Source organism: Kitasatospora sp. NPDC004669, from assembly GCF_040609455.1.
Taxonomy (GTDB): Bacteria; Actinomycetota; Actinomycetes; order Streptomycetales; family Streptomycetaceae; genus Kitasatospora.
Map to the genome: position 1 here is coordinate 1 of NZ_JBEXKB010000007.1, position 22,781 is coordinate 22,781.

A 22,781-nucleotide genomic window follows, 5' to 3' on the forward strand; every position below is an offset into this window, starting at 1 on the left:
GCAACCCCCGCCCCCCCCCCCCACACTTCCCGGGGGGTGTTGCTCCCGGGCGCTTTTACCCGCCCCCCCGGGGTTGGGGGGGGGGGGGGGGCCCCCCCCCCACAACACGGCTTTTCCGTATCGCCGAGTAGCCGTGTAGCCACTCCCGTCGCGGTCCATGCGCTGGCCGGCCGGGCGCACTTCCTCGCGCCCGATCACGGGCCAGAGTCGCCAGGATGTTGTCGTTGAACTCTGGCCGCTGATTCCGCCACCGCAAGCGAAGCCCTGGGCTCAAGGGGACGAATTGCGATCCGCAGCATTTCCCGAGGGAAATGCAATCTACCGGCGACCCGGATATGCCCGCCGAAGTGCCCGAGCTGGCGCCGCGGATGATTTCCCCGCCTCGACAGGGGGGAGGTGCGCCGGGAGTAGCCGCCGGAATCACTGGGGATCAGTCGAACAGACGGGTAGCTTCGCAGGTCAGAGGTCGCACAATTTGCGCGTGTCCATGTCAGCGCGCCCGGTTCGACCTTGATCATTTCCCGTGTGGCGGGAAATTGGAATTGCTGCCACCATGATCATTTCCCGCGTGGCGGGAAATGAAATTGCTACTCGCGTAGATACTCTGAATTGTTTGACCGACTCCCAATGGGGCACATAGAGTCAGTTTCGCGCCACTGGATGTGGCCGAAAGAGGTGACGGGGGGTCAGTTTTGGTTTCAATATTATGCGTAGCTGCCCCATGCGGCACCCTGGCGGCGGGCCGTCCGGATCGAGAATCTGAGGTGCGCGAGCGTTGCCGGATCGTTACCCGCGGGCGGCTGCCATTTTTTGGTGAACGGCCGGCTGGCTGATCGGATGGACCTGCGCCCACTCGTCACAGGCGTGCAGGGACAGGAGCCGCGAAGAAATATCCCCGAGATGGTCGCCGCCAGGGCCAGAAAACAACAACGGCGTCTGGGAGCTGGAACTCCCAGACGCCAGGTTGTGCACGCCCTGGAAGGCGTGAGAACACACGAAGCAGGTCGGCTGAACTTTTGGTCGAGCGAGGCCAGCCTGCTCCTAGCTATAGAGGAGTGTTACATGTCTACGCCTCTGCGTACAGCCGCAGGCGAGGCTGTAGTCGCCGCGTGCCTGCGGCCGATGGCCCCCGGTGCCCGCGTGATACGCGTTACCGTTCCGGCGTTCGGAAAGCCGTACGTCCGGGCCTTCAGTGCCGGCGCATACCTTCCGCTCACCCTGAGGACACAACGGGCGTTCGGACGCTGGATCGTGTGCACCTTTCCCCAGGCGGACTGGCGGCGCACTCAGGAGCTCGACGTGGTCACCGGCCGCCTCGTCGCGGTGACCGCCGTCAACGCTCCGCTGGCGGCCTGACGTGGCGCGCATCCGGACGGTGAAGCCCGAGTTCTTCACCAGTGACTCCCTCTCTCGCGTCAGCCTGACCGCCGAACGGACCTTCTGCGGGATCTTCAGCCTGGTGGACGACCGCGGCAGGTTTCGCGACGACGCCCGGGTCATCTACGGCCGGCTGTGGGTCACTCGCACCGAGCAGACCCTTGCCGGTGTCGAGGACGACCTGCGGGAGCTTGCCGCCGAGGGCTTGATCTGCCGGTACGTCGGTTGCGACGGCAAGCGCTACCTGCACCCCGTCACGTGGCTCCAGCACCAGAAGATCTCCAACAGGACCGACAGCCGCCTGCCGGCCTGCCCCGAGCACCACGCCGATCTGGAGTGCGGCGGATGCAAGGACGAGGACCACTGCATCGCCCCGGCTCCGGAGAACTTCCGACGGGCTGCAGAAACACTCTCCGACACTGACACGACCCCCACCGCCCCCACGACCGCACCGTGTGGCAGCACTCCGACGCAGCCGGACCCTCCGAACGGCACACCCGCCCCGAAGAAGGAGAAAAGCCCAGGTCAGGACGTTTCTGCGGAAATTCTCCGAAGCGCTCCGGAGCCGCTCAGCCCTGGATCCAGGATCCAGGATCCTGGATCTACCCCTAACGGGGGCGGCTGCGCCGCGCCCAACTCCACCAGCCAGCTGATCGCCGAGTACAAGAGCTGGTTCAACCCGCAGCCGCCGCGCAACGAGGTCGCCCGGATCGGCAAGGAGATCAAGGCTCTCGTCGAGGAGGGTTTCGCCGAGGAGCACATCCGCGAGGGCCTGCGGGAGTTCGCGAAGTTGCCAGGCATGGGCCCGACCCTGCTGCCCAGCTTGGTGCACGCCGCCGCTACTGGCCGCCTCACTAAGTCCGCCCAGCCCGCCGGTCCCGGCCGCCACAAGGGCTGGACCAACCCCAACGCTGACGCCTACGCCGAGGAGCTGTGACCATGGCAGACCCCACGCGCGTCGAAGGCGTTCTGCGCCGGATCCTCACGCGGCGCAACATTGACCCGGACCGCCTGGCCGCAGTGACCCCGGACCCGCAGGAGCGGCTGCTGGGCCTGGAGATGGCCGCCGCCCGCATCCCGGTCCGCTACCAGGAAGCCCTGGCCGATCACCCGCAGGTCGTCGCCTGGGTGGACGAGGTCAAGCGGGCCGCCCGCCGAGGACCAGCCGGCCAGCCGGGCATAGCCCAGGCCGACTCCCTGCTGCTGGTCGGCCCGACCGGCACCGGCAAGACCTACCAGGCGTACGGCGCAATTCGACTCCTGCTCGCCGAGGGGGTGCGCCTGCGCTGGCAGGCCACCACCAGCGCCGACCTGCACGCCCTCATGCGACCGCGGCCCGGCTTCGACGGCGAGAAGCAGTTCCAGGAACTGACCCGCGTCCCGCTGCTGCTCCTGGACGACCTGGGCGCCGGCAAAGCCTCCGAGTGGACCGAGGAACTCACCTGGCGGCTGGTCAACCACCGTTACGTGCACCGCCTGCCGACCCTGGTAACAAGCAACCTGGCCACCGCCGACCTTCGCCAGGCCGTCGGGGACCGCGTCGCATCCCGCTTGCGCGAGATGTGCCGCCGAGTCCTGCTGACCGGCGACGACCGCCGCCGCCCGCCGGCCGCCTGACCGACCCGGCACGACCGCGCCATCTGCGCGGCCGACTCAACCTTCCCCAACTCCAGCCCTGCGAGAGCCGCCTCGTCGCCGTGCCCGCAGGACGACACGAAAGCCTCACCGTGACCGTCATCGAGCTGACCCCTGCCCGCAACCGGATGCCCGACCCGGCCTGGATCACCCGCGCAGCCTGCGCCGGCCACCCCGACCCCGATGTGTTCTACCCGCTGCCGCGCAGCCTGGACCACATCGCCGAGGCCAAGCGCGTCTGCGCCACCTGCCCCGTGGCCAACGCGTGCCTCACCGACGCGCTGGAACGCGGCGACCGCCACGGCGTGCGCGGCGGCCTGACCGAAGCCGAACGCGAGCCGGACCACGAGAAGGACGACAAGATCCGCCGCGAGGACCAGCGCATCCTCGCCGCCCTGGCCGGCGTGTACGTGCACCTGTCCACCCGGGAGCGCGACTCGGTCATCGCGGTCGCCGAACTCGCCGACATCCCCGCCCACACCTGGGCCCCCGTCCTCGGCATCGGGCGCAAGTACGCCCTGGAACGGATGCGCAAGGTCCGTGACAGGCTTGCCAACCCGCACGCCTACCCCGAGGAACGACGGATCGCCGAACGGCTCACCGCCCCGGTGGCGGTGGCCGCTTGAGCCAGCACGACACTGAACGTCAGATCTCCGGCTGGGACGCCGCGGCCATCGGCGTCCTGGGCGCGGTCGGCGCGGTCCTGTCCTACGACGCGCTGCAGCAGATGGCCGTGGCGATGCACATCCGAGGACCCCTTACCTACCTGTTCCCCGTGGTGATCGACGGCTTCATCGCCTACGGCGTCCGGGCCCTGCTCGTCATGCGCACCGCCCCGTTCACCGCCCGCGCCTACACCTGGGGACTGTTCGGCGCCTCGACCGCGACCAGCATCTGGGCCAACGCCCTGCACGCGGTTCGGCTCAACGAACAAACCGGCCCCACGCAGGGACTGCGGCTGACCAACACCGCAGTCGGCTTCCTGTCGACCCTGGCGCCACTCGCCCTCGGAGGGGCGGTCCACCTCTACATCCTCATGGCGCGCCACGCCTCCGGACGGCAGGACCGGGACGAGCCGACACAGACCGGAGCGGAGCATGCGGCCGATCGAGACGCGGGACGGACACGCTGGTGGCGCCGCAGTAGGACGCCGGGGACCAGCCGGGACCAGACCTTGACCAAGGTCCGGACGGAGACACGGGACCAGGACCAGGCCCAGGAACGAACCGCACCGGCGCAGCTGAACATACTGCCGTCCCCGGGACCGCACGCGACGGCTGCGACCGCACCGGGGACGGTGGGGACCATGCCGACGACGGTACATGCCAACGGGTCGCCGGGGACCGGGACCGCGACCGGGTCACAGGTAGGGGCGGGGACGGTCCCGCCAGCGACACCGCTTCCGCTCCCCGTCGGGGGCCAACCTCCGCCTCCGGGAACGGGGACCGCTCCGCCTCCGGGGACGGGGACCGCTTCGCCTCCGGGGACCATCCCCCTGGCAGCGCCGGGGACCGGCTCGTCTCCCGGGACCGTCTCGCTCCCACCGACCAGCTCAGCTGCCCGACCGACCGTCCCCGGGACCGTCCCCGGGCCGACCGGAGGGCACCAGGCGGGCACCCCGGTGACCCCGGGGACCGGGACGGGACCGTCCCCAATCCCCGACCCTGGCCGGACTGGGACCGCGAGCAGCACCAAACCGGGGACCGTCCCCGGAGCCGGAGGAACTCCGCCGCCTCCCACTACGGGGCAAGGGACCGCGGCTGTTCCGGGGAACAGCACCGCACTGCCGGGGACAGGGACCGGCACACCAGGCGGGAACCATTCCGCGCAGGGCGGTCCCGGAGCCGGGACCGTCCCCGGGGCCGGGCAGACGACCGGGACCGCCCCGGGGACCAGGTCCGCTGCGGGGACCCATTCGCCGCCGGGGACGGGGACCGTCCCGCGAACCGCCAGTGGGGACCGTTTCGGACGGGGGACCGGGACCACGCTGGGGACCGGGACGGACCGGTCCGCAGGGACCGTCCCGCGGGCCTCCGATAGGGACCGTCCCGGCCAGGGTGGGAAGCGCTCATTGTCGGACCAGGAGCTCAACCGGCTTCTGCCCATCGCCCGCAAGACCGCAGCGGACGCGCAGGGCCGGGTTACCCGCGAGGTTCTGCGCGCGCACCTCAAGACGGAGGGGGTCGGCATCAACAACCAGGCGCTTGGACAGCTCCTGGCGGTGCTGAGGGAAGCCGAGGCCAAACCTCCGCCGACCCGCCGGTGACGGCACGAACAACTGACAACCGGGCGTAGAAGCCCGCCCGCAATCCACTGAAATCGCCTAAAAGGGAACCAAATTGACCCGTAACACGCCCGCCATCCCGCACACCGACGCGCTGATGAGCCTCATGCGCGACCAGGGCCTGCTCCACAGCGCCGAAGGCGCCAGCGACGGCAGCTGGCTGGTGCGCCGCACGGCACGGGGACCGCGCTTCGTCCTGGAGACGCCGCTGGAGGCGCTGGAGTACGCGATGGACGTGCTGCTGGACGTCCGCCTCGAGTTGGAGGCCGCAGCCTGATGTGACCGAAGTCGGGCCCCTGATCAGCCGGTTGGGGGCTGACCGGTTGCCGCGCACACGCGGAGCAAGCTATCGCCTAAGCCGGGCTTACGCCCGCCTTAGGCACTTGCCCTCGCCCCGAGGGGCGAGGGAGACCCGAGGACGAGTCGAGCGGGGGCGCTCGACTCGTCCTCGGGCTGTCTGGCGCCAGGGGGCGCCGGGAGAAACGAAATGGAGGAGAAGACCATGATCACGCCGCCGCCCACCGACGCGCCGCCGTCCTTGCCCGCGTTCCCCGACCGCAGCCCGCGCCGTCGCCATCGCGATGCACGAAGCCGCACAAAAAAGCTGACTGTCCGTCTGAATGATTCCGAAGAAGCTGAGATCACCGCCGTTGCCTCGGCCCGCGCCATGACCGTCGGCCGGTTCATTGCCACCAGCGCCCTCAGCACCGCCCGCGGGCTGAGCGCGGACCACGACCCGCAAGACCGCCTCGATCGCGCAGTCGACGAACTCGCCGCTGCCCGCGCCCATCTCGCCCGGGTCGGCAACAACGCCAACCAGATCGCACACCAGTTGAACGCCGGCGGCTACCCCCGTCCCGGAGAGCTGGATGCCGTGCTGGCCGCCGTCCGCCAGGCGGTCGCCGCCGTCGACCGCACCGCCAACCAGCTCGTGGGCGGTTGATGGTCCCCGACATAGGCAAGAAGCAAGGCACCAACGCGTACGGCCTCCTCGCCTACCTTTACGGCCCCGGCAAGCGAGACGAACACGTCGACCCGCACATCGTCGCCTCCTGGGATAACTACGCGCCCGACCCGGGCCGCGACCCGCACGCGAACCTGAAGCAGTTGGAGAGCGCGCTGATGCTGCGGGTGAACCAGCTCGGCTCCCGTAAGCCGAAACGGTTCGTGTGGCACTGCCCGGTGCGGGCGGACCCCGGCGACCGGCACCTGAGCGACGAGGAGTGGGCCGAGGTCGCCCGCAGGATCGTCCACGCTACCGGCATCGCGAAGGACGGAGATCCGGACGGCTGCCGCTGGATCGCCGTCCGCCACGCCGACGACCACATCCACATCATGGCCACCACGGTCCGCGGCAACCTGACTCGCGCCCGGATCAACGGTGACGCGTACCGGGCCCAGGCCGAGTGCCGCAAAATCGAGAAGGAATGGGGCCTGCGCCAGCTCAAGGAGGGCGACGGCACAGCCGCGAAGCGACCGACCAGCGCCGAGCTGTACAAGGCCGAGAGACTCGGCCGAGCGGAGCCGGTGCGCTTGGAGCTGCGCGACAAGGTCCGGCAGGCGGTCGCCGGCGTCAAGGACGAAGAGGAGTTCTTCGAACGCCTGAAGGCAGGCGGCCTGCTGGTGAAGAGGCGCATCGCGCCGTCCGGGGACCTGCTCGGCTACTCGGTCGCCGATCCGCTGGACCGCAACGCCGCGGGCGAGCCGGTCTACTTCCCAGGCTCGAAGCTGGCACCGGACCTCTCGTTGCCGAGGATCCGCAAGCGGCTGGCCGGCGGCGCCGCCGACACCACCGCGCTCGACGACGACGGCGCGGCTGACGGCATCCGGCGCCTTCCCGGCTCGCGGGCCGCACTCGCCCGCCGCCACGCCGCAGCTGCCATCGACGAGGCCGGCAGAGTCCTGGAGAGCGGGAACGACGAAGAGGGCGCCGCCCAGCTGGTCGGTGTGAGTGAGGTCCTCGACGCCCTGGTGGTCAAGGCCCCGGCCGACACGAGGGCACAACTGCGAGCAGCGGCCAGGGCCTTTGAGCGGGCAGCGCGCTCCCATGTGCGTGCGGAGCGGGCCGACAACCGCGTGGTCCGATCGGCCGCCCGCGAGCTGCTGTTCAGTGGCTTCGCGACCAGCCGCGGTGAGGACGGCGGTGTGACCGCCATGCTGCTGTGCACCCTGGTGCTGTTCGCCATCGCCGCCGCCCGTTGGAACTCCGCCCGCGGGCACGCTCAGCAGGCCGAGGCCGCCCGCGTGGCGGCGGCCCAGCTGCGCGAGGCGTACGCCACCGTGGCGGCCCGCCCGATGGCCCAGATGGCCGCCCGCGGGCGCAGCCTGCCCGAGGCCGTGCGCGAGCGCCACGCCGTTCTCGTCCGCGAGCACGTCCATCGAGGCGAGCAGGCGGTCGAGGACGAGGGCTGGGATGCGCTCGCCGCGACCCTCGCCGAGGCGGAGGCGGCCGGGTACGACCCCGGCGAACTCCTGCAACGGGCAAGGGAGCAGCGGGAGCTGGGCAGCGCGGACTCGGTGACCGCGGTGATGGTCTGGCGGGTGCGCAGGCTGGCGAAGCTGTCGGCCGCACCGCCCGCACCGGCCTTGTCGCGGCCCGCCACGGGCCCCGTCCCGCCGCCCGCAACAGCGTCTGCCCACGTCTCGGAGGCGGCCCGTCGGCCGCGCCGATAGCCGCCACAACGGGCCTCGGCGGGGCCTATAGCACGGGAGGCGGCCGTTTTAAAACGGCCGCTCGATCCGGATGCTGAATCCCCTCGCCTGTCGGCGGACGCCCACCAAAGCTCCGCCGACAGGCGCACCAGCACTGCCCAAACTGTCCTACCGGCCCGGAGATTGATGTCAGTCTTTCCCTTCGTCGACGACCCCGACCACGATCAGGAGCCCGCCGACAGCAACCACGAGGAGCAGGCGCAGCGCCGCCCGCACCGGCAGCGCGACTGGCTGGTGCGCTGCTACCTGATCCGCGCCGCCGACGCCTTCAACAGTGCGGTCATCACCTACGCCGTGCCGCTGATGGTCCTTTCCCTGACCCACTCGGCGGCCTGGACGGGACTGGCGTTCCTGCTGGAGTGGCTGCCGCGCCTGGGCGCCATCGCCGGCTCCGGACCACTGATCGACCGTCACGGCGCGGTGCGCACCGTCTTCGCGGCCAGCACGCTGCGCGCCGGCGCCGCGGTGCTGACTCTCGCCGGGCTGTCGCTGGGCGCAGGCGTCGTGGCCGTCCTCGCCTTCGGCGTCGCAGCCGGCATCGCCGCCCAGGCCAGCTTCCTCGCCTCGGAGTCCCTCGGAAACCAGGCCGGCCGGATCGCGGGCGGCCAGGTGAGCCGGGTGCAGTCCCGGCTGACCGCGATCGACCAGGTGGCCGCCCTGCTCGGCCCCCTGGTGGGCGGCGCGCTGCTCCTCGCTGGCCCCGCCCTCCTGCTCGCCGTCGTTGCCATCCTGTCCGCCGTGACCATCACCGTCACACTCGTCCAGCCCGCCGAGCAACACCCCGACCAGGCCACCACCAACACTGAGGAAGGCGCGCTGGTTGCGCTGGCCCAAGGGTTCGGCGTCCTGTGGCGCCGTAACGCACTCCTTTGGCTGGTCATCGTGATCGCCGCAGTGAACTTGGCCTTCGGCGTCATCCAGATCGCCACCCCGATCGCCGTCACCCAGCACCTGCACCGCTCCAGTGCCGCTGTCGGCCTGGTGTGGGCCATCGCCGCCGCCGCTTCCCTGACCGTTGTCCTCCTTGCACGGCGCGCTGTCGACCGCCTCGGCGTGTACCGCGTGGCCCTGGTCTCCGCCCTGCTGGTGGCCGTCTCGACAGCCGCCGCCGCACAGACCGGCACCCTGAGCACCTTTGCCTTGGCCGTCGCTGCCGTGACCTCCGCAGAGGGCGCCGCCACCGTCGCCGTGCGCACCGCCCGCGCCCGCCTCATCCCCACCGACCGCTACGCGGCCACCCTGGCCGCCACCCTGCTGATTCAGCGACTCCCGTTCCCACTGGCCGGCCTGCTGGTCGCAGCCACACCCGCCCGAAACCTGCCCCACCTGCTGCTCGCGACAGCAGCGCTGCTCACCGTGGCCACCGCTGTCGGCGCCACCCGGCTGGCGAGTCACCGCAGCGGTTTCGAAGCCGAGCAGCCTGCGGCGCTCGAACCGGCCGCCCTGCCCGAGTCCGCCTGACCGCCTTCCCCATCACCCCTTCGCCTTCCGCCCCGCTCTTGGAGGTTCCTCCCGCATGACCGACGGTGTCCTGCTCGTCCTCAACACCGCCACCGGCGCCGACAGCGAGCACCTTCTCGCTGAGGTAGCCGCCTCGCACCCGATCGCTCTCATCACCCCCCACTGGCCGATCTGGGAGCGGGCTCACCTGAGCGACAGCGAGGTCGCCGACCCGTTGGACCTGAAGGACCTGCGCGCCGCCGTCGCGCGCCTTGCCGCGCGCCACCACATCGACGGCGTGCTCACCTGGGACGAGCGCCTGCTCGTGCCCGCCGCACACGTCGCCGCCGACCTGGGCCTGCCGGGCAACAGCTCGGCCACCGCAGTCGCCTGCCGCAACAAGGCCATCGCCCGGGCCGTCTGGTCGGCCGCAGGCCTGCCGCAGGCGGCCTCCGAGCGAGCCTCCTCCCTGGCCGGCGCCCAGGCCGCCGCCAAGCGGATCGGCTTCCCCGTCGTGATCAAGCCGGTCGCCCACCGCGAGGGCCTGGGCGTCATCAAAGCCACAACCGCCGACGAACTGCCCGCCGCGTACGCGTACGCCACCCGCCACGCCCTCGACCAGGGCCGCGAAGGCTGCGGTGTCCTGGTGGAGGAGTACCTGGATGGCCCCGAGATCGCGGTGCACTGCGTCACTGCCCGAGGTATCACCACCCCGGTCGCGCTCGCCCGCAAGACCACCAGCCCCCAGCCCTGGTTCCCGATCCTTGGCTACAGCGTCACCGCCGACGACCCGCTCCTCGCCCAGGTTGCGCCGCTCGCCGAGGCCGCCCTGGACGCCCTCGGCATCGCCAACGGCATCACGCACGTCCAGATCGCCATGACCGCCAGCGGGCCGCGCCTGATCGACGTGAACGCACGCCTGGGCGACCACCTCGTCCCCCACCTGGTCTTCGAGGCGACCGGGATCGACCTGCCGGCCGCCGCAGCCGCCATCGCCCAAGGCCACGAACCCGACCTCACCCCCAACTGGGCCCGCACCGCCACCCTCGCCTTCCACACCGCACCCCGCCCAGCACGCCTCATCCGCGCCAAGACCCGCGAAGACCTCGCCCGCCTGCCCTGGCTGGACCGCCTCGTCTGGCTGCACGAACCCGGCGATGAACTCGGCACCTTGACCAACGGGGATCCCGGCGACCTGCGGCTGTACTACCTCGTCGTCACCGGCGACGACCGAGACCAGTGCCGAGAGCGCATCACGGAAGCCACCGCCCTGCTCGACGTCGAAATCGCCTAGCCCCAGCACGCGCAGCCGCCACCCCCGCGAACCACCACGCCGCAGACCAAGGACCGAGATGACCCACACCCCGCGCCGCCCCGCCAACGAACTGCCATTCGGCGGCGAGGACATCACCCTCCACTACAACCTCCAGCACCCGGCCGTCCCGCTCGGCTACGACGACACCATCGAGGAGTGGACGGTCGACGTCGACGCCTACATCGTCGACCCGACCTGCCACGCCCCGGGCACCTGCGAGAACTGCGACACCGCCAAGACGATCGGCACCCTCAGCTTCGCCCGGGTCCGCAACTACACCCGCGACTCGGCGTGGCAGGCCGGCGACGCCTACTCCGCCGGCGTCGAGAAGGCCGTCTCCGCGTGCATCGACCCCGCCACCACCGCGGCACCGGGGCTGAACTGGTCCCGCGCGTTCGAAAACCACCTCGAAGGCGCGGTCGGCGACCTCCTCATCATGGAACGCGTCCAGCTGCTCCCCCAGTACCGCGGATTCGGCTTGGGAGCCCTCGCCGCAGCCGAGGCGATCCGCCGCCTGTCGCCCGGCTGCTGCGCTGTACTGTGCGAACCCGCCCCGCTCGGACGGGCCCTCGACCACGACCAGGCCGCCCGCCAGAAGGCCAAGGCCCGTCTGGCCGCGTTGTGGGAGTCGGTCGGCTTCCGGCCCTACCAGGACGGCATCCACCTCCTGGACACCGGCCAGCGTCACTACGAGCAATGCCGCGAGACGTGGCGGCGGCACTTTGCCACCTTCCCCGCGCGAACCGGTCGCACCGCAGCCAAGATCACAGTTGGGTGAAGGTGCGGGAGTTCGGGAATAAAATGCCTCGTCAGAGCCTTGTAGCTCCCACCTGACGATGAGAGGCGATGCGCGTGCCGCAGGGCGACATGGACCCGAACTCCTACGATGCTAGCCCCCAGTCCACGCCTGACGGAACGATCTATCAGTACCCCGACTTCACGCCGACCGGCCCCGCGCCGGCGGCCGGCCGGCAGGTGATCCGTGCGGTGCCGCATCCGGCGCCGCTGGATGCTCGGGGGATCCCGATCATCTGCTCGCAGTGCGGCGCTGGGCGTGACTGGCTGCTGCTCAATTTCGGCCGCCAGGTCTTCGTGAGGTGTCGCTGTTCGCATGAGTGGCCGGAGCCGGACCTCGATCTGGAGTTCTTCGAGAGCAGTTTCGGCGGCCCGGAGCGGGCCTGGGAGGACTTCGACCAGGCTGTCACCGGATTGGGCTTCGATGGGACGCTGGCCGGCACCTACTGGGACTAACGGGCTCTGGAGCCGAAGGAGTTGGTCGCCTGGCTGAGGCCGGGCCGCACGTACGCCGCGAGGGCGCTCGCCGGATCCTGGGGGATCGGCGGGCGCCCTCGCGGCATACCCGGGCAGCACAGAGGGAGTTCAGCAATGACCGAGGGCCGGCCCGCTGTGTGCGGGTCGGCCCTCGGTCATTGCGCGGCTGCCGGCTCAGACCTCGCTGTCCTCCAGAAGGGAGAAACGGGACTGAGAAAAGTAGAAGCACGGCGATACGGGAGGGTGGACCAGGCAGAAGCGGCAGGCGGGCCGGGAGGGCGAGGAGACGACGTGGTGGTGGCAGAAGGTCCGCCCTGACCCGTCGGGGCGACGTACCGGGTGGACCACGACGAGATCGTCGAAGTCTTCGGCTTCGGCCCAGCCCCAGCGTCCCGTTTGCGGATGCGGCTGGCCGACGCCGCCGGGGACATCGAGGCCGGAGACGGCCACCAGGAAGCGGCGGCGGTCGGGACGGGCGAAGCAGGCGAGGACGCTGTAGCGCACGCGTTCGCCGTTCTCGTTGGCCGGGCCGTATCCGGTGCCGAAGGCCCGGCCGAGGTTGTCGAGGGTGCCGCGGGTGACGCTCAGGCAGTCGAGGACCAAGAACACTCCCAGGATTGAACGATGAAGGCGCGCCGTGGATGGGCGCGCGGGGTGACCGGGGCGGCCGTACGGCCATCCGAGCAAAGTCAGCGGTGCCGGTGCGAGGAAGGGCTCGCGGCGTTGGCGTCGGCGAGCAGAAGGCGGGCCTGGTGGAGGCTGTGCTGCAGTACCAGGAGCTGGAGGCCGACAAGAGCGATGGCGATCGACAGCAGGCCCTGGTGCACGATCGCGCAAACGGTCCCGCAGGCGCAGGTGCTGAGGGCGGCGCTGATGGTCAGGGATTGGGCGATGGCGAGACGGCGAAGCAGCAGGGGGCGGGGATCGGCGATCCGGCTGATCAGGTGAGCCTCTCGGCGGTGAAGCGGAAGACGGGAACCTGGCAGCGGGGCGAGTCTCAGCGCGTGGGCCGGGTGAGCATGGCATTCAGCAGGTCAAGCACGAGCTCGGCGGGGGTGTTGCGGTCGAAGCGGGCCGTCCAGCCGGGGTGGAGCGCGGTGCCGGTGACGGCGATGGTCCAGGTGTTGGCGGCGGGGTTGTCGGGCTGGTAGCCCAGGTAGACGGTTCCGTCGGGGCTGTTGGCGTGCACGCTTCCGAACGTGTCGATCGCGTAGGACCAGCGGTGTTCGTAGATGAACGAGTCGATCAGGTGGGGGTTACCGGGGCCGACCAGCCAGGTGCGGTGCGCGATGGCCTCGCCGGGCCGGGGGCCTGCGACGGAGGGGGAGGAGAGGACCAGGGTCAAGGAGCGCGCCTTCCGCCAGGGGGTGGGAGGCGTCCATGTTGGCTTGGAACTCCCCGTTCCCCCTAGCGTTTTCCGTCTGCCGCAGGCGAACATCGACGGCCCCGGCCGCAAGGAGTGGACCTTGCGGCCGGGGCCGTTGGCCTGTCTCGATGAACCCGGCGGAGTCTCGGTAAGCCTGGCCGGTGGTGGACCACCTCGGTGAAGTTGGCGAAGCTGGCGGACAGGGGCTTCTGCGTCTGATCATCGTGGTCGGGTGACGGCGTCTCAGCGTGTCCTGCGGATGGCGTCGGTGGCGGCCTTGGCGATGGCGGCGGGAGCACTGGAGGGCCGAGGCAGGTGAAGCAGGGTGGTCCCTGGCAGGTGGAGGGATTCTGTGGTGAGGGTGAGCTGGAGTACGGCGCAGCCAGCGGCGGTGAGGCGTTTGATGCGGGTGACGGCCTGAGTGGTTTCGTCGCTGCGGTAGTGGGCGTCGGTGACGATCACGAGGAGGCGGCCGGTGCCGGGGCGGCTGAGGTCGAGGCCGTGGTCGAGTGCGTCGATGGCATCGCCGAGGTTGTGGCTGCCGCCGTTGGCATGGAACTGGGTCACGCGGTCTGGCGCCCGGTGGGTGGGTCGGGTCAGTGCGGTCAGATTCATGTCGTAGGCGATGGTGGCGGTGCGGGAGTCGGGGTTGGTCAGGGCCGCTGCGCGGGCCACGATCCAGGCAGCGGATGCGACGGGTTTGCAGGCGGCCGACATGGAGCCGGAGACGTCGACGGCGATGCCCACGCGCAGTGGTGGGGTGGGGGAGGTGCGGCGGCGGGTGTGGGTGAACGGTTCTGCGGTGGGTATCGATCCGGCGGCGCGCTGGGCGTCGCGGGCGAGGGCGCGGCCCATGTTGAGGCGGCCGGGCGGGGTGGGGCTGGTGGTCCGCTCCTCGGTGCGTTCGCGGTAGGCGGCGGCGCGAAGGGCGCGGCTCAGGCGCGCGGCGGCGGTCTGCTCGGCGGCGGTGGGCTGGCGGGTGCCGGTGATCGGGTTGCCGGAGGGCACCGGTGTGCCGTCTGGGCTGACGGTGGTGCCGCGCGGGTTGAAGACCGACTTGGCGGTGGCGGCGGCCTTGCGTCGCTGGCCGGCCTGTTGGGCGCGGTCCTGGGCCTGTGCCCTGGACCGCGCGGCCACGGCGTTGTTCGCGGCGGCCTGTGCCGCGAGGTCGGCGGCGTCGTTGGCGTCCATGCTGTCCATGACGACCGCCACGGCGCCGGACAGCAGATCGGTGAGGTCCTCCGGTACGGGCAGGGCAGGGGCAGCGGTGTCCAGAGCGTCGCACCAGTCCTGCGCGTGCGCGAGCATGGTGGTGGCGTTGTGGTCGGCGCACCGATGGGCCGCGGTCCAGATGCCGGTGAGGGTGGCCAACAGGTCGGCGCCCAGGACCTTTTCGCACAGATCGGCGACGGCCTTGGTCTCGCCGGCGTCCAGGATGCCGGCGTCCCGGCGGCCGAGCATCAGGGCCGCCACGCTGGCGGCGTGCTCGACGCCCTGGAAGCTGGGGTTGGCGATGTCGGGCATCACCAGGGTCCGGGCACTGGTGCGCAGGTACGTACGGTCGGTGGGCCGCCTGATCAGGTGGGCGCCTTCGGCACGGCTCTCCTCAAGCAGGAGCGCGGCCTCGACGACGCGGGGGTCCGCGTCGTCCGGCTGCTCCCATACGGAGTGGGCCGCGTGGGCGGCCTCGTGGACGAGCACTCCCCAGGCGGCGGGATAGCGCTCCTCGTCGCCCACGATCCGCGGATGGACCTCGTGGGGCTGGAGGGGGGCGAACAGGCCGGAGTCGAACTCGATCTCCGCCAGGCGGGGGAAGTAGGCAGCCGGTGCGCCGCTGCGGGTGCCGGGGCGGCAGGTGACGAGCAGGTCCTGGCGTCCGGACAGGGCGACCAACCGATCGCCGAGTTCGGCTCCCACGCGCAGCCACGCGGCCGGGGAGGACTGGGGCTGTGCGGGCGGGGCGCCGTCGTCGTCCCAGCGCGCGAGGTCGGCGTCGTCGTCGGGCGTGGTGGCGGAGGGCTGGACGTGGTGGTGGGCGCTCATCGCGGGCGGCCCTGGTACGCGGGTCCGGTGCTGCCCGGGTGCTGCCGGGCGGCCGAAGCGGTCGCGGCGGAGAGCTGTCGGCCGAGGGTGAGGGGCGCGACCTGCTTGACGCCGGCAATCTTGCTGACGGCGGCGGCGACGGCGTCGCGGTCCTCGATGGGCGCGATGCCGACCAGGTTCGCGAGTGCGGCCTTGGTGCCGAGGACGGCCTCGGTCTTCTGGTAACTGAGTAGCTCCCGCAGCTGGGGGGCCCAGCCCAGTTCGCCGAGTTCGACTTGGCCGGCGAGGTGTCGGGCGACCCGGACCACCCGGGCATCGATCCGCAGCGCCAGGGCGAGGTCGTAGTCCGTGCCGACCTGGATCTGCACGCTGAACCGGGACGCGAGCGCCTCGGTCAGCACGGCGCCGTGCACGCCCGGATTGTGGCCCGCCACCACGTAGAAGCCCTGCTTGGCCTGGATGGTCTCGCCCTTGTGGGCCTTGACCTGGATCTGGCGGCGTCCGTCCATGGCCGGGTAGAGCGCGGCCAGCACCTTCGGTGAGATCAAGGTGGCGTCGTCGATCAGCAGGGCGCGGCCCTCGGTCATCGCGGTGACCAGCGGACCGTACTGGAAGACGTAGTTGCCGCCGTCGTCCTGCGTGTACTCGCCGATCAGGTCGCCGACCGTGGTGTCGCCGTCGCCGGCGACGGTTAGCAGGTCGGGGAATGCGGCCTCGACCAAACTCGTCTTGCCGGTGCCCGGGGGACCGTAGAGCAGCACCGGCACGTCGGCGTCGCGTAGACGATTCAGCGCCTCGACGTCGGGCAGGTCGGCCAGCTCCCGGGGGTGGTAGAGCTGGCCACCCGCGCGGCGGATCGGGCCGCCGTGCTTGGGCGTGTTCGCTGCGGGAGCGGTCGAGCGGGCGATGGCCGCCTGGGCACGGGGAGAGTGGGTGCCCGGTGGACTGATCACTGCGGCTTGCGCGGCGGCGGCGGTCTTCCCGTTCGCGCGGAACTGCGGTTGCCCGCTGCCGAGCTGGTCGGCCTCGCCGCGTTTCGCCAGGGTGAGGGCGGCATTACGGACGGCACCGTGGGAGTGGCCCAGCTGCCTGGCCATGTCCCCGATGGTGAGTTTGTCCGCCGGCCGGTCGACCAGCAGTTGGGCCACCTTGGCCCGTAGTTCGCCGCCCTTGGTGCGTGGTGAAGTGGCGGGCGGTCCGGGTGTGGTCAAGCGAGTACCCTCCAACGGGTCTGCGTGCGGGCGGAGTTGGAAATGTGCTGGGTGTTCGAGGGCACGCCCCGAGCGCGTTGCGCGGGAGTACCGGCGCCGGCGAGTTCCAACGGGCGGACGGCGACCAGCGGGTCGATATCGGTATCGGTGGGCAAGGAGGTCTCCAGGAGCCGGGACCGTGGGGGCGAGGTCGGCCCGCTCACGGGGTCTGTCTGGGCCGGTTCGCCAGGGGGCCCGGGCCCCCGGCTGGGCCGGGCGGTGCGGGCGGCCTCGGCGTGGGAGGTCTTGTCGCTGGTCTGTACGGGCGTGCCAGGCAGGGGCGTACCGTCGGCGCTCACCGGCTGGCCGAGTGCTCGGTCCAGGCGCACGGGGTGGCCGGCGGCGAGCAGCTCGCTGGCTGCCGAGCAGGCCCGAGCGTCCGGTCCGTGCTGGTTTCCGTCGCTGGGCAGGCGCAGCCAGGAGTCTCCTCGAAACCGACCTGGAGCAGGATCCGCAGCGCGGCGGCGTTGTAGCCGGTGGTGGTGATCTCACCGGTGGCGGTGTGCCGGAGCGTCACGAACTGCTGGGCTGTGCGCTCTGCTGGCGCCGCCGCCTCGTGGACGGGCGAGGGCCCCCGGACGACGAGGGTGCGGGCCGCCGACAGGGCCTTGACGTTGGCGACGGAGCCGAGAGGATGCGAGGTCAGGATTTCTCTCCGTGATGTTCGGTTCGGGGCTTGGAGGGCTTGGGCGGCCGGTGCCAGCCGTGTTCCGGGGTGCGGGACTCGGCGGTGCGGGGCCTGGGGGTCTCACCGCTGCGGGGGGCTTGGGGGACGGGGAACGGAGCCCGGGCGGCCCGTCGGCACCGTGGTGCCCGCAGCGGCGCGAACGGGCAGCGATCGGGTGATTGCTGCGGCCCTGCGGCCGGTGGAGGCGGTGAGGGACTGCGCGGCTCAGTCGGCGGTGTGCGCGGACGGCGGTAGTCAGGGGTGTTGCGGCCGTCGGGAAGACTCGGCAGCGTTGCCGGGTGCGGAGGCGGTGGGGGCGGCGGTCAGTGGCGGGACCGGACCGGTGGGGGTGTGGCTGTGGTTGGTGGCTGCACTGCGCCGCCCGGTGCGGGCCGGGGACAGGTTGGTGGCGCGGCGCAGGATGTCGACGGCCACGGGGCCGTGTTCGGCCCACACGTTCATCTCGTGCCAGGTCTCGGCGGCCAGGTCCTCGCGACTGCGGTCGGCCTCCGGGCCTGGCTGTGCTGGGGTGGGCCAGGTAGCCGCCTGGTGGCGGGCGCTGTCGAGGGCGGATGCCAGCGCTCGCAGGTGGTAGGTCCAGCTGCGTCGGGTGTCCGCGTCGGGGTTGAGCCGGCGGGCGGCTCGGCGGGCGTCCGCGAGGTAGTCGGGGCCGTGCCGAAGCACGTGCTGGAAGTGGCTCCAGGCGGCCATGTCGCGGGCCACGACGTGGTGGTCCCAGCCTTCCATGTCCTCGATGAAGCCCTGGTCGTCACAGAGGCTGTCGGAGATCGCGTCGAAGGTCTGCTCAGCCTGTCGAATGCCGCGGATGGCGGCCTCGACGGCCGCGACTTCGGCCGGAGTGATGCGCTGCTGGGTGTGTATGGGCGTGTTCCTTCGGGGCAGGTCAGCGGCTGCGGCCTGAACGGCCGGGCACCGGTGAGGCGGTGGAGGTGGTGGGGGCGTGGGCGAAGGTGGTGACCTGCGCGGGGATGGTGCGCATGCGGGCGGCGAGCGAGGCCGGCCGCTCGGGGTGACGGGTGGCGGTGGTTGCGGCGCTGCGGAACTGGCTTGGCAGGTCCAGGGCGCTGCGAAAGACCGGTCTGGGGTTGGCCACAGCAGTGGCCATCGCCTGGACCAGGTGCACCGGCGCGCCGCCGGTGAGGACTGCCCGCCAGCTGGCGGCCGGCGCGCCGCTCACGTCGATCGACGCCCCGAAGTGCCGGTCCTGCGTGAGGATCTCGGCCAAGGCGAGGCCGTGGACGGGCCCGCAGCCGTGGTCGATGTGGGCGCTGGCGTGGCCGTCCGGGGAGAGCAGCGCGATGGTGCCGCGGTCGAGGCGGGTATGCCAGCCGGCCGCGGTCAGCGGTGCGATGGCCTCGCCCAGGGTGAGGCCAGAGTCGGTGTTCACCTGCGCGCTGTGGTTGGTGCCGGCCGGCAGGCGATCGGCGACGGCATTGATGAACTCCTCAGCGATCTCGTGCGGTGTGCCGGGGGAGAACGCCGCTCGCCACTCGCCGTAGTCGAGCGGGCTGCGCCTTCTGCCGGGCGACGCATCTACCAGCAACGGCCACGGGGTGTCGCGGTCACCGTATTGGACCATCAGTCGTCCGCACGGGCTGGTCATGATGCCGCCGTCGTCGCTCCGTTGGTGGGACCAGTGGCGTTCGGTGGCCAGGTGCGGCGGGCGCTGGTCGGCGCCGCGGCCGGCGAGGTAGCGGGGTGCAACAGCGCCATGGCGGGGCGGTTCGGGCGCTGCCGTGGTGGTCAGGTGTGGCAGGTGGGCAGCGGGTAGGTCGCGTGCGTGCCGCAGAACGGGGGCGGTTCGGGTGAGGGCGACGGCGGCCCGCTGGGAGAGAAAGGCCGGGGCCGTGGGACTGAAGGTGATCGACCAGGTGCCGTGACCGGCGCTGCCGCTGAGCACACTGTCCTTGCTCCCCGCGAGCGGTACGGCCAGGGAGGCGAGCCGGTCCGGCGACACGGCCACCCAGTGGTCGTCATGCGTCAGCGCCGACCACCCGGCACGATCCAGGACGTCGAAGGCGGCCTGCCGGCCCGCCTCGCCGTATAGGACCAGGCCAGGCCACTGGTCGAGGCCGTAGGCGACTGCGTACAGCACCGATGCCGTGATCTCACTGGGGGCCTGCTCATCGAACGAGACCGACCACGGTTCGCCGAATTGGTCGTCGTACACGGTCAGGGTCAGCCGGCCTTGTCCGGCGGGCGCTGCGGCGGATCGGGCCAGGGTGGCGCGCTCGCAGGCGCTGACGAGGATGGCATCCGGACCGGCGGTGTCGTGGAACCAGCCGAAGTAGGCGCCGAGATGCCAGGGGACGTCTTCGTGGCCGGGGCCGGCGAGGTGGATCGGTGTGACAGCCAGCAGCTGGTCGGGGTCGGTGGTGGGCACGGGGTCTCACAGGAAATCGGGGCGGGGCCGCTCAACGGCCGTGCGCGGAAGTGCGGGTGGGGAACGGGAGCGGCGGCGGCCGGTCGGAGGGACTGCTGGGGTTCTGCGGCACAGGTCGGATGGTGCGGGTGGCGGCGGCGTGCGCGCGGACGGAGCCAGCGGACGGGCCAAGCCAGTCCTGGGTGGTGGGGATGTCGTCGGCCAGTTCGCTCATGCTCGGTGTGTAGGAGGCGATTTCGCGCTGCACGGCGACGGCCAGGGCGTGGTCGAGGTCGGGCAGCAGCCTGTCCGTGATCCGGGCTGCGGCGCGCACCGGGTCGCCGGGCACGGCGATCGCGTCGGGGCCGATGTCCTCGTGATCCCAGGTGGAGCCGAGCTTCGGCGGTATGAGGCCGGCGACGATGAACGCGTTGCGATGCCAGCCCGGCCGGGCGAGGACGACCAGATCGCGGTCGTCCGGCCCTTGCAGGCGGGTGGCGTGCTCGTGGGCGCCGTGCATGAGGGATCCGTAGGCGAGGCCGAGGTCCCAGAGCTGCTCGTCCACATAGGTCTTCGACGGGCGGTCGGTGAGGTCGAACAGGGAGGTGGCCCACTGGCCGGGCAGGTGATCGGCCAGCGCGTCGGTGAACTGCGTCAGTTGGGCCGGGCTGGTGCGGGGCACGGTTCCTCCTTCACATGGTCAGCGGCGCGGGCGGGTGCCGCCCGGTTCGGGGCTGGCCGTCGGGGTTGTATCGGCGGCGAGGGAGCCGGTGGCCGTGGCGCCTCTGGCGCGGGCAGCTTCAGCCCGGGAAGAGGGGCCACGCAGCGGTGCGACGTCGAGGTGGGCCCGCTGCTCCCGAGGCAGGGAGCGTTCGGCGCGGGGCACGGCAGCCGGGCTGCTCATCGTCTCGGCGGCGGCGGTGACGAGGTAGAGCGGCGTGCGGCTGGTGAACGTCGCGGTCCATGCGGTGTGGCGGGTTTGGGCGGCAAGCGTCCACATCGGTGGCGTGTGGCCCTCCAGCTCCTCGTAGTCGTCGAAATCGAACACGTGCGACTGGAGGTGGGCGTGGCCGTCGGGCGCGTTGACGAAGGTGCGCTCCGCGAGCGTCTCCACGCTCCAGCCGCGCTCTTCGAGGACGGAGCCGGGGCCGCCGGGCAGGGCGAAGGGCTCGCGCCAGGCTGCCTCGAGCCCGGGGCCGGCCAGGGCCAGCGCGGTGGCGGTGGTGACCGCTCCGATGATCTCGGTGGGTGTGCCTTCGCTGAAGGCGGTCGACCAGCGTGCCGGGCCGAGCGGATCGCGCGTCGCGCTGATCCGCCAGCCCCCGCCTCCCTCGTTCAGGTGGGCGACACGGACCGTCTGGCACGGACTGTCCCACACCTGCCCGGTAGGAGAGGAGGCGCGGCTCCAGCCGGCCGCAGTGGTCAGCGCCGCTGTCGCCAGGCCGGGCTCGCCGGGCCCAGCGAGGTAGAGGGGCCGCACCGCCACCATCGTCTTCTCCAAACCCTCGTCCAACGCCAGGAGCGATGCCGCTGCGGGGAGTTGGGGCTTGGCGGCCTGTTCGGGGAGGGGGTGCGCGGTCTTGACCGCGTCGCGGATCCGCTGCGGAAGCAGGTCGGTCTTGCGCACCGCGCCCTGCGGGGAGCTGACTTCGGCGTTCAGGCAAGCGACGAGGTGCAGCGGCGTGCAGCTGCTGAAGTGGGCTGTCCAGCCGATCTGCGGGTCGGCGCCGCCCGCGGCCCAGGCGAAGCGCGTCGGGCCGTCGAGCATCTCCTTGGCCGGGTCAACCAGCGGGCCGGCGGTGAACATCGCCTCGCCGTCCGGGGAACGCATGACCAGCTGGCCGGCACCGTCGCTGTGGCCCAGCCAGGCCGAGTCGGCCAGCGTCTCGACGGCGTCCGCAAGGGAACCCTCCAGCGAGACGAACGTCGCCCAGCCGTCGCTGCGGGTGTCGTAGTCCAGCGACTGGGCCAGCGAGCCGAAGAAGCCGGCCACGATCTCGGGCGGGGTGTTCTCACCGAAAGCCCCGCGCCAGTCCGGCGGCCCGAACGGGTCTCGCGCGGCAACGACCTGCCAGGCCGGGTCGCGATCGACGAGGTGGAGGACAGAGATCCGGTGACACGGGCTCCAGGCGATCAGGTTGCCCGAAGGGGACAAGTCAGTGCGCCAGCCGCGCAGCGCATCGAACGCCCTTGCCCGTCCTTGCGGGTCGGAGCCGGCCAGGTAGCGGGGAGCGACCAGGGATTCGAAGTCGGGGTCACAGAAGGGAGGGTGATCGGTCGGCAGCGGAAATCCTTGGTAGAAGAGAACGGTGCGCCGGCAGGCGACGGGTGCGGGTTCGGCCCGGCCGGTACTGGTCAGCGGCTCCTAGGTCTGGGCGCTGCCGGAGCAGGGGCCGGGATCGCGGAGGTCGGGCCCGGCGCAAGCAGCGGCATCGTGCCGCGCTGGAGTGCCCCGGTCACGCGGGCGCTGGGGCCCGTGCTCACGGGTGGCAGCGGGTTGTCGCCGGCATCGATGTCCCTGGTCCAGCCGTATGCGTCGTCGACGCTGCGGAAGCCGCCTTCGCGCAGGGTGTAGCTGTGCGCCTTCATGTCGACGTCTTCGAAGAACAGGCGCACCGGATGCTGGCCAGCCTCGGGCCGGGTGTCCTCGGCGATGATCCAGGTCTTGAAGAAGTACACGAGCCCGTCGTCCGCCACGGCCTTCGGCGGCACCTCGCCGTTGAGGTCCTGCGGGCGAAGGACCTCGTCGTGGGTGTACTGGTTGACGACCCGGAACCGGTCGCCGGACTCCCGCAGGCGGCGCTCCAGGCCCTGGGTGGCCTCGTCGGTGGCCATGTGGTCCATGGGGGGCTGGCTGATGACATCGGGGTCGGCGCCGCGGGAGATGAGCCAGCGCTGGGCGAGCGCCGCGATGGCCTCGCGTGTGAGGTCGGCCTGGTAGGTGCCTTCGGCGAGGTTGCGCTGCACGTGGACGCCCGCGTACGGCGGTGATCCGGGGATGTCCCAGGTCATGGTGCCGTCGTGCACCAGATAGAAG

The 22,781-nt window shown here is 71.5% G+C and carries 22 protein-coding genes and 1 pseudogene; 12 read left to right on the forward strand and 11 right to left on the reverse strand.

All coding sequences use genetic code 11. The annotated features are described in order from the left end of the window. The first annotated feature begins 1,357 nt into the window (after window positions 1–1,357). The 12 genes and pseudogenes from ABZW30_RS07980 to ABZW30_RS08035 all read left to right on the forward strand — a co-directional run bounded on the left by ABZW30_RS07980 (window position 1,358) and on the right by ABZW30_RS08035 (window position 12,014). Window positions 1,358–2,314: a hypothetical protein gene (locus ABZW30_RS07980; RefSeq protein WP_355670178.1), complete on the forward strand. Its 957-nt coding sequence runs from the start codon at window positions 1,358–1,360 to the stop codon at window positions 2,312–2,314. A 2-nt stretch (window positions 2,315–2,316) separates the two neighbouring features. Continuing rightward, window positions 2,317–2,994, forward strand: coding sequence for an ATP-binding protein (locus ABZW30_RS07985; RefSeq protein ID WP_355670179.1), 678 nt, complete (start codon window positions 2,317–2,319; stop codon window positions 2,992–2,994). A 110-nt stretch (window positions 2,995–3,104) separates the two neighbouring features. Further along, window positions 3,105–3,638 (forward strand): WhiB family transcriptional regulator, encoded by a 534-nt coding sequence (locus ABZW30_RS07990; protein WP_355670180.1) that lies wholly within the window; start codon window positions 3,105–3,107, stop codon window positions 3,636–3,638. Next, window positions 3,635–4,087, forward strand: a pseudogene (locus ABZW30_RS07995) (DUF2637 domain-containing protein); the annotation flags it as partial. The gene ABZW30_RS07990 and the pseudogene ABZW30_RS07995, both read left to right, overlap by 4 nt. 996 nt (window positions 4,088–5,083) lie before the next feature. Then, the gene (locus ABZW30_RS08000; protein ID WP_355670364.1) at window positions 5,084–5,278 is read left to right on the forward strand and encodes a hypothetical protein; all 195 of its coding nucleotides are present in this window, start codon (window positions 5,084–5,086) and stop codon (window positions 5,276–5,278) included. Window positions 5,279–5,351: 73 nt separating this feature from the next. Continuing rightward, window positions 5,352–5,573, forward strand: coding sequence for a hypothetical protein (locus ABZW30_RS08005; RefSeq protein ID WP_355670181.1), 222 nt, complete (start codon window positions 5,352–5,354; stop codon window positions 5,571–5,573). Window positions 5,574–5,783: 210 nt separating this feature from the next. Continuing rightward, the gene (gene mobC, locus ABZW30_RS08010) at window positions 5,784–6,239 is read left to right on the forward strand and encodes a plasmid mobilization relaxosome protein MobC (RefSeq protein WP_355670182.1); all 456 of its coding nucleotides are present in this window, start codon (window positions 5,784–5,786) and stop codon (window positions 6,237–6,239) included. Then, the gene (locus ABZW30_RS08015) at window positions 6,239–7,969 is read left to right on the forward strand and encodes a mobilization protein (RefSeq protein ID WP_355670183.1); all 1,731 of its coding nucleotides are present in this window, start codon (window positions 6,239–6,241) and stop codon (window positions 7,967–7,969) included. Before mobC ends, ABZW30_RS08015 begins: the two co-directional genes overlap by 1 nt. 165 nt (window positions 7,970–8,134) lie before the next feature. Further along, a complete protein-coding gene (locus ABZW30_RS08020; RefSeq protein WP_355670184.1) occupies window positions 8,135–9,469 on the forward strand; it encodes an MFS transporter in 1,335 nt (444 codons plus the stop codon). A gap of 55 nt (window positions 9,470–9,524) precedes the next feature. Further along, complete coding sequence (locus ABZW30_RS08025) at window positions 9,525–10,742, forward strand: ATP-grasp domain-containing protein (protein WP_355670185.1); 1,218 nt, start codon at window positions 9,525–9,527, stop codon at window positions 10,740–10,742. 58 nt (window positions 10,743–10,800) lie between these two features. Continuing rightward, entirely contained in the window at window positions 10,801–11,541 is a 741-nt protein-coding gene (locus ABZW30_RS08030) for a hypothetical protein (protein ID WP_355670186.1), read from the forward strand. 68 nt (window positions 11,542–11,609) lie between these two features. After that, complete coding sequence (locus ABZW30_RS08035) at window positions 11,610–12,014, forward strand: hypothetical protein (protein WP_355670187.1); 405 nt, start codon at window positions 11,610–11,612, stop codon at window positions 12,012–12,014. 195 nt (window positions 12,015–12,209) lie between these two features. Here the strand turns inward: ABZW30_RS08035 and ABZW30_RS08040 are convergent, their stop codons facing one another. The 11 genes from ABZW30_RS08040 to ABZW30_RS08090 form a co-directional block, all read right to left on the reverse strand. Continuing rightward, window positions 12,210–12,644 (reverse strand): hypothetical protein, encoded by a 435-nt coding sequence (locus tag ABZW30_RS08040; protein ID WP_355670188.1) that lies wholly within the window; start codon window positions 12,642–12,644, stop codon window positions 12,210–12,212. An 80-nt stretch (window positions 12,645–12,724) separates the two neighbouring features. Continuing rightward, window positions 12,725–12,862: a hypothetical protein gene (locus ABZW30_RS08045; RefSeq protein ID WP_355670189.1), complete on the reverse strand. Its 138-nt coding sequence runs from the start codon at window positions 12,860–12,862 to the stop codon at window positions 12,725–12,727. A gap of 170 nt (window positions 12,863–13,032) precedes the next feature. Continuing rightward, complete coding sequence (locus ABZW30_RS08050) at window positions 13,033–13,380, reverse strand: DUF317 domain-containing protein (protein ID WP_355670190.1); 348 nt, start codon at window positions 13,378–13,380, stop codon at window positions 13,033–13,035. Window positions 13,381–13,644: 264 nt separating this feature from the next. Continuing rightward, a complete protein-coding gene (locus ABZW30_RS08055; protein WP_355670191.1) occupies window positions 13,645–15,444 on the reverse strand; it encodes a hypothetical protein in 1,800 nt (599 codons plus the stop codon). Then, window positions 15,441–16,592, reverse strand: coding sequence for an AAA family ATPase (locus ABZW30_RS08060; RefSeq protein WP_355670351.1), 1,152 nt, complete (start codon window positions 16,590–16,592; stop codon window positions 15,441–15,443). Before ABZW30_RS08060 ends, ABZW30_RS08055 begins: the two co-directional genes overlap by 4 nt. A 397-nt stretch (window positions 16,593–16,989) precedes the next feature. Beyond that, window positions 16,990–17,211 (reverse strand): hypothetical protein, encoded by a 222-nt coding sequence (locus ABZW30_RS08065; RefSeq protein ID WP_355670192.1) that lies wholly within the window; start codon window positions 17,209–17,211, stop codon window positions 16,990–16,992. Window positions 17,212–17,616: 405 nt separating this feature from the next. Next, window positions 17,617–18,108: a hypothetical protein gene (locus tag ABZW30_RS08070; protein ID WP_355670193.1), complete on the reverse strand. Its 492-nt coding sequence runs from the start codon at window positions 18,106–18,108 to the stop codon at window positions 17,617–17,619. 157 nt (window positions 18,109–18,265) lie between these two features. Beyond that, window positions 18,266–19,765 carry a hypothetical protein gene (locus ABZW30_RS08075; RefSeq protein WP_355670194.1) on the reverse strand — a complete coding sequence of 500 codons (1,500 nt, stop codon included), beginning with the start codon at window positions 19,763–19,765 and terminating at the stop codon, window positions 18,266–18,268. Between the two features lie 31 nt (window positions 19,766–19,796). Beyond that, window positions 19,797–20,426, reverse strand: coding sequence for a hypothetical protein (locus ABZW30_RS08080; RefSeq protein ID WP_355670195.1), 630 nt, complete (start codon window positions 20,424–20,426; stop codon window positions 19,797–19,799). Between the two features lie 18 nt (window positions 20,427–20,444). Beyond that, a complete protein-coding gene (locus tag ABZW30_RS08085) occupies window positions 20,445–21,899 on the reverse strand; it encodes a DUF317 domain-containing protein (protein WP_355670196.1) in 1,455 nt (484 codons plus the stop codon). A gap of 200 nt (window positions 21,900–22,099) precedes the next feature. Beyond that, the gene (locus ABZW30_RS08090) at window positions 22,100–22,756 is read right to left on the reverse strand and encodes a hypothetical protein (RefSeq protein ID WP_355670197.1); all 657 of its coding nucleotides are present in this window, start codon (window positions 22,754–22,756) and stop codon (window positions 22,100–22,102) included. Between the last annotated feature and the right edge of the window lie 25 nt (window positions 22,757–22,781).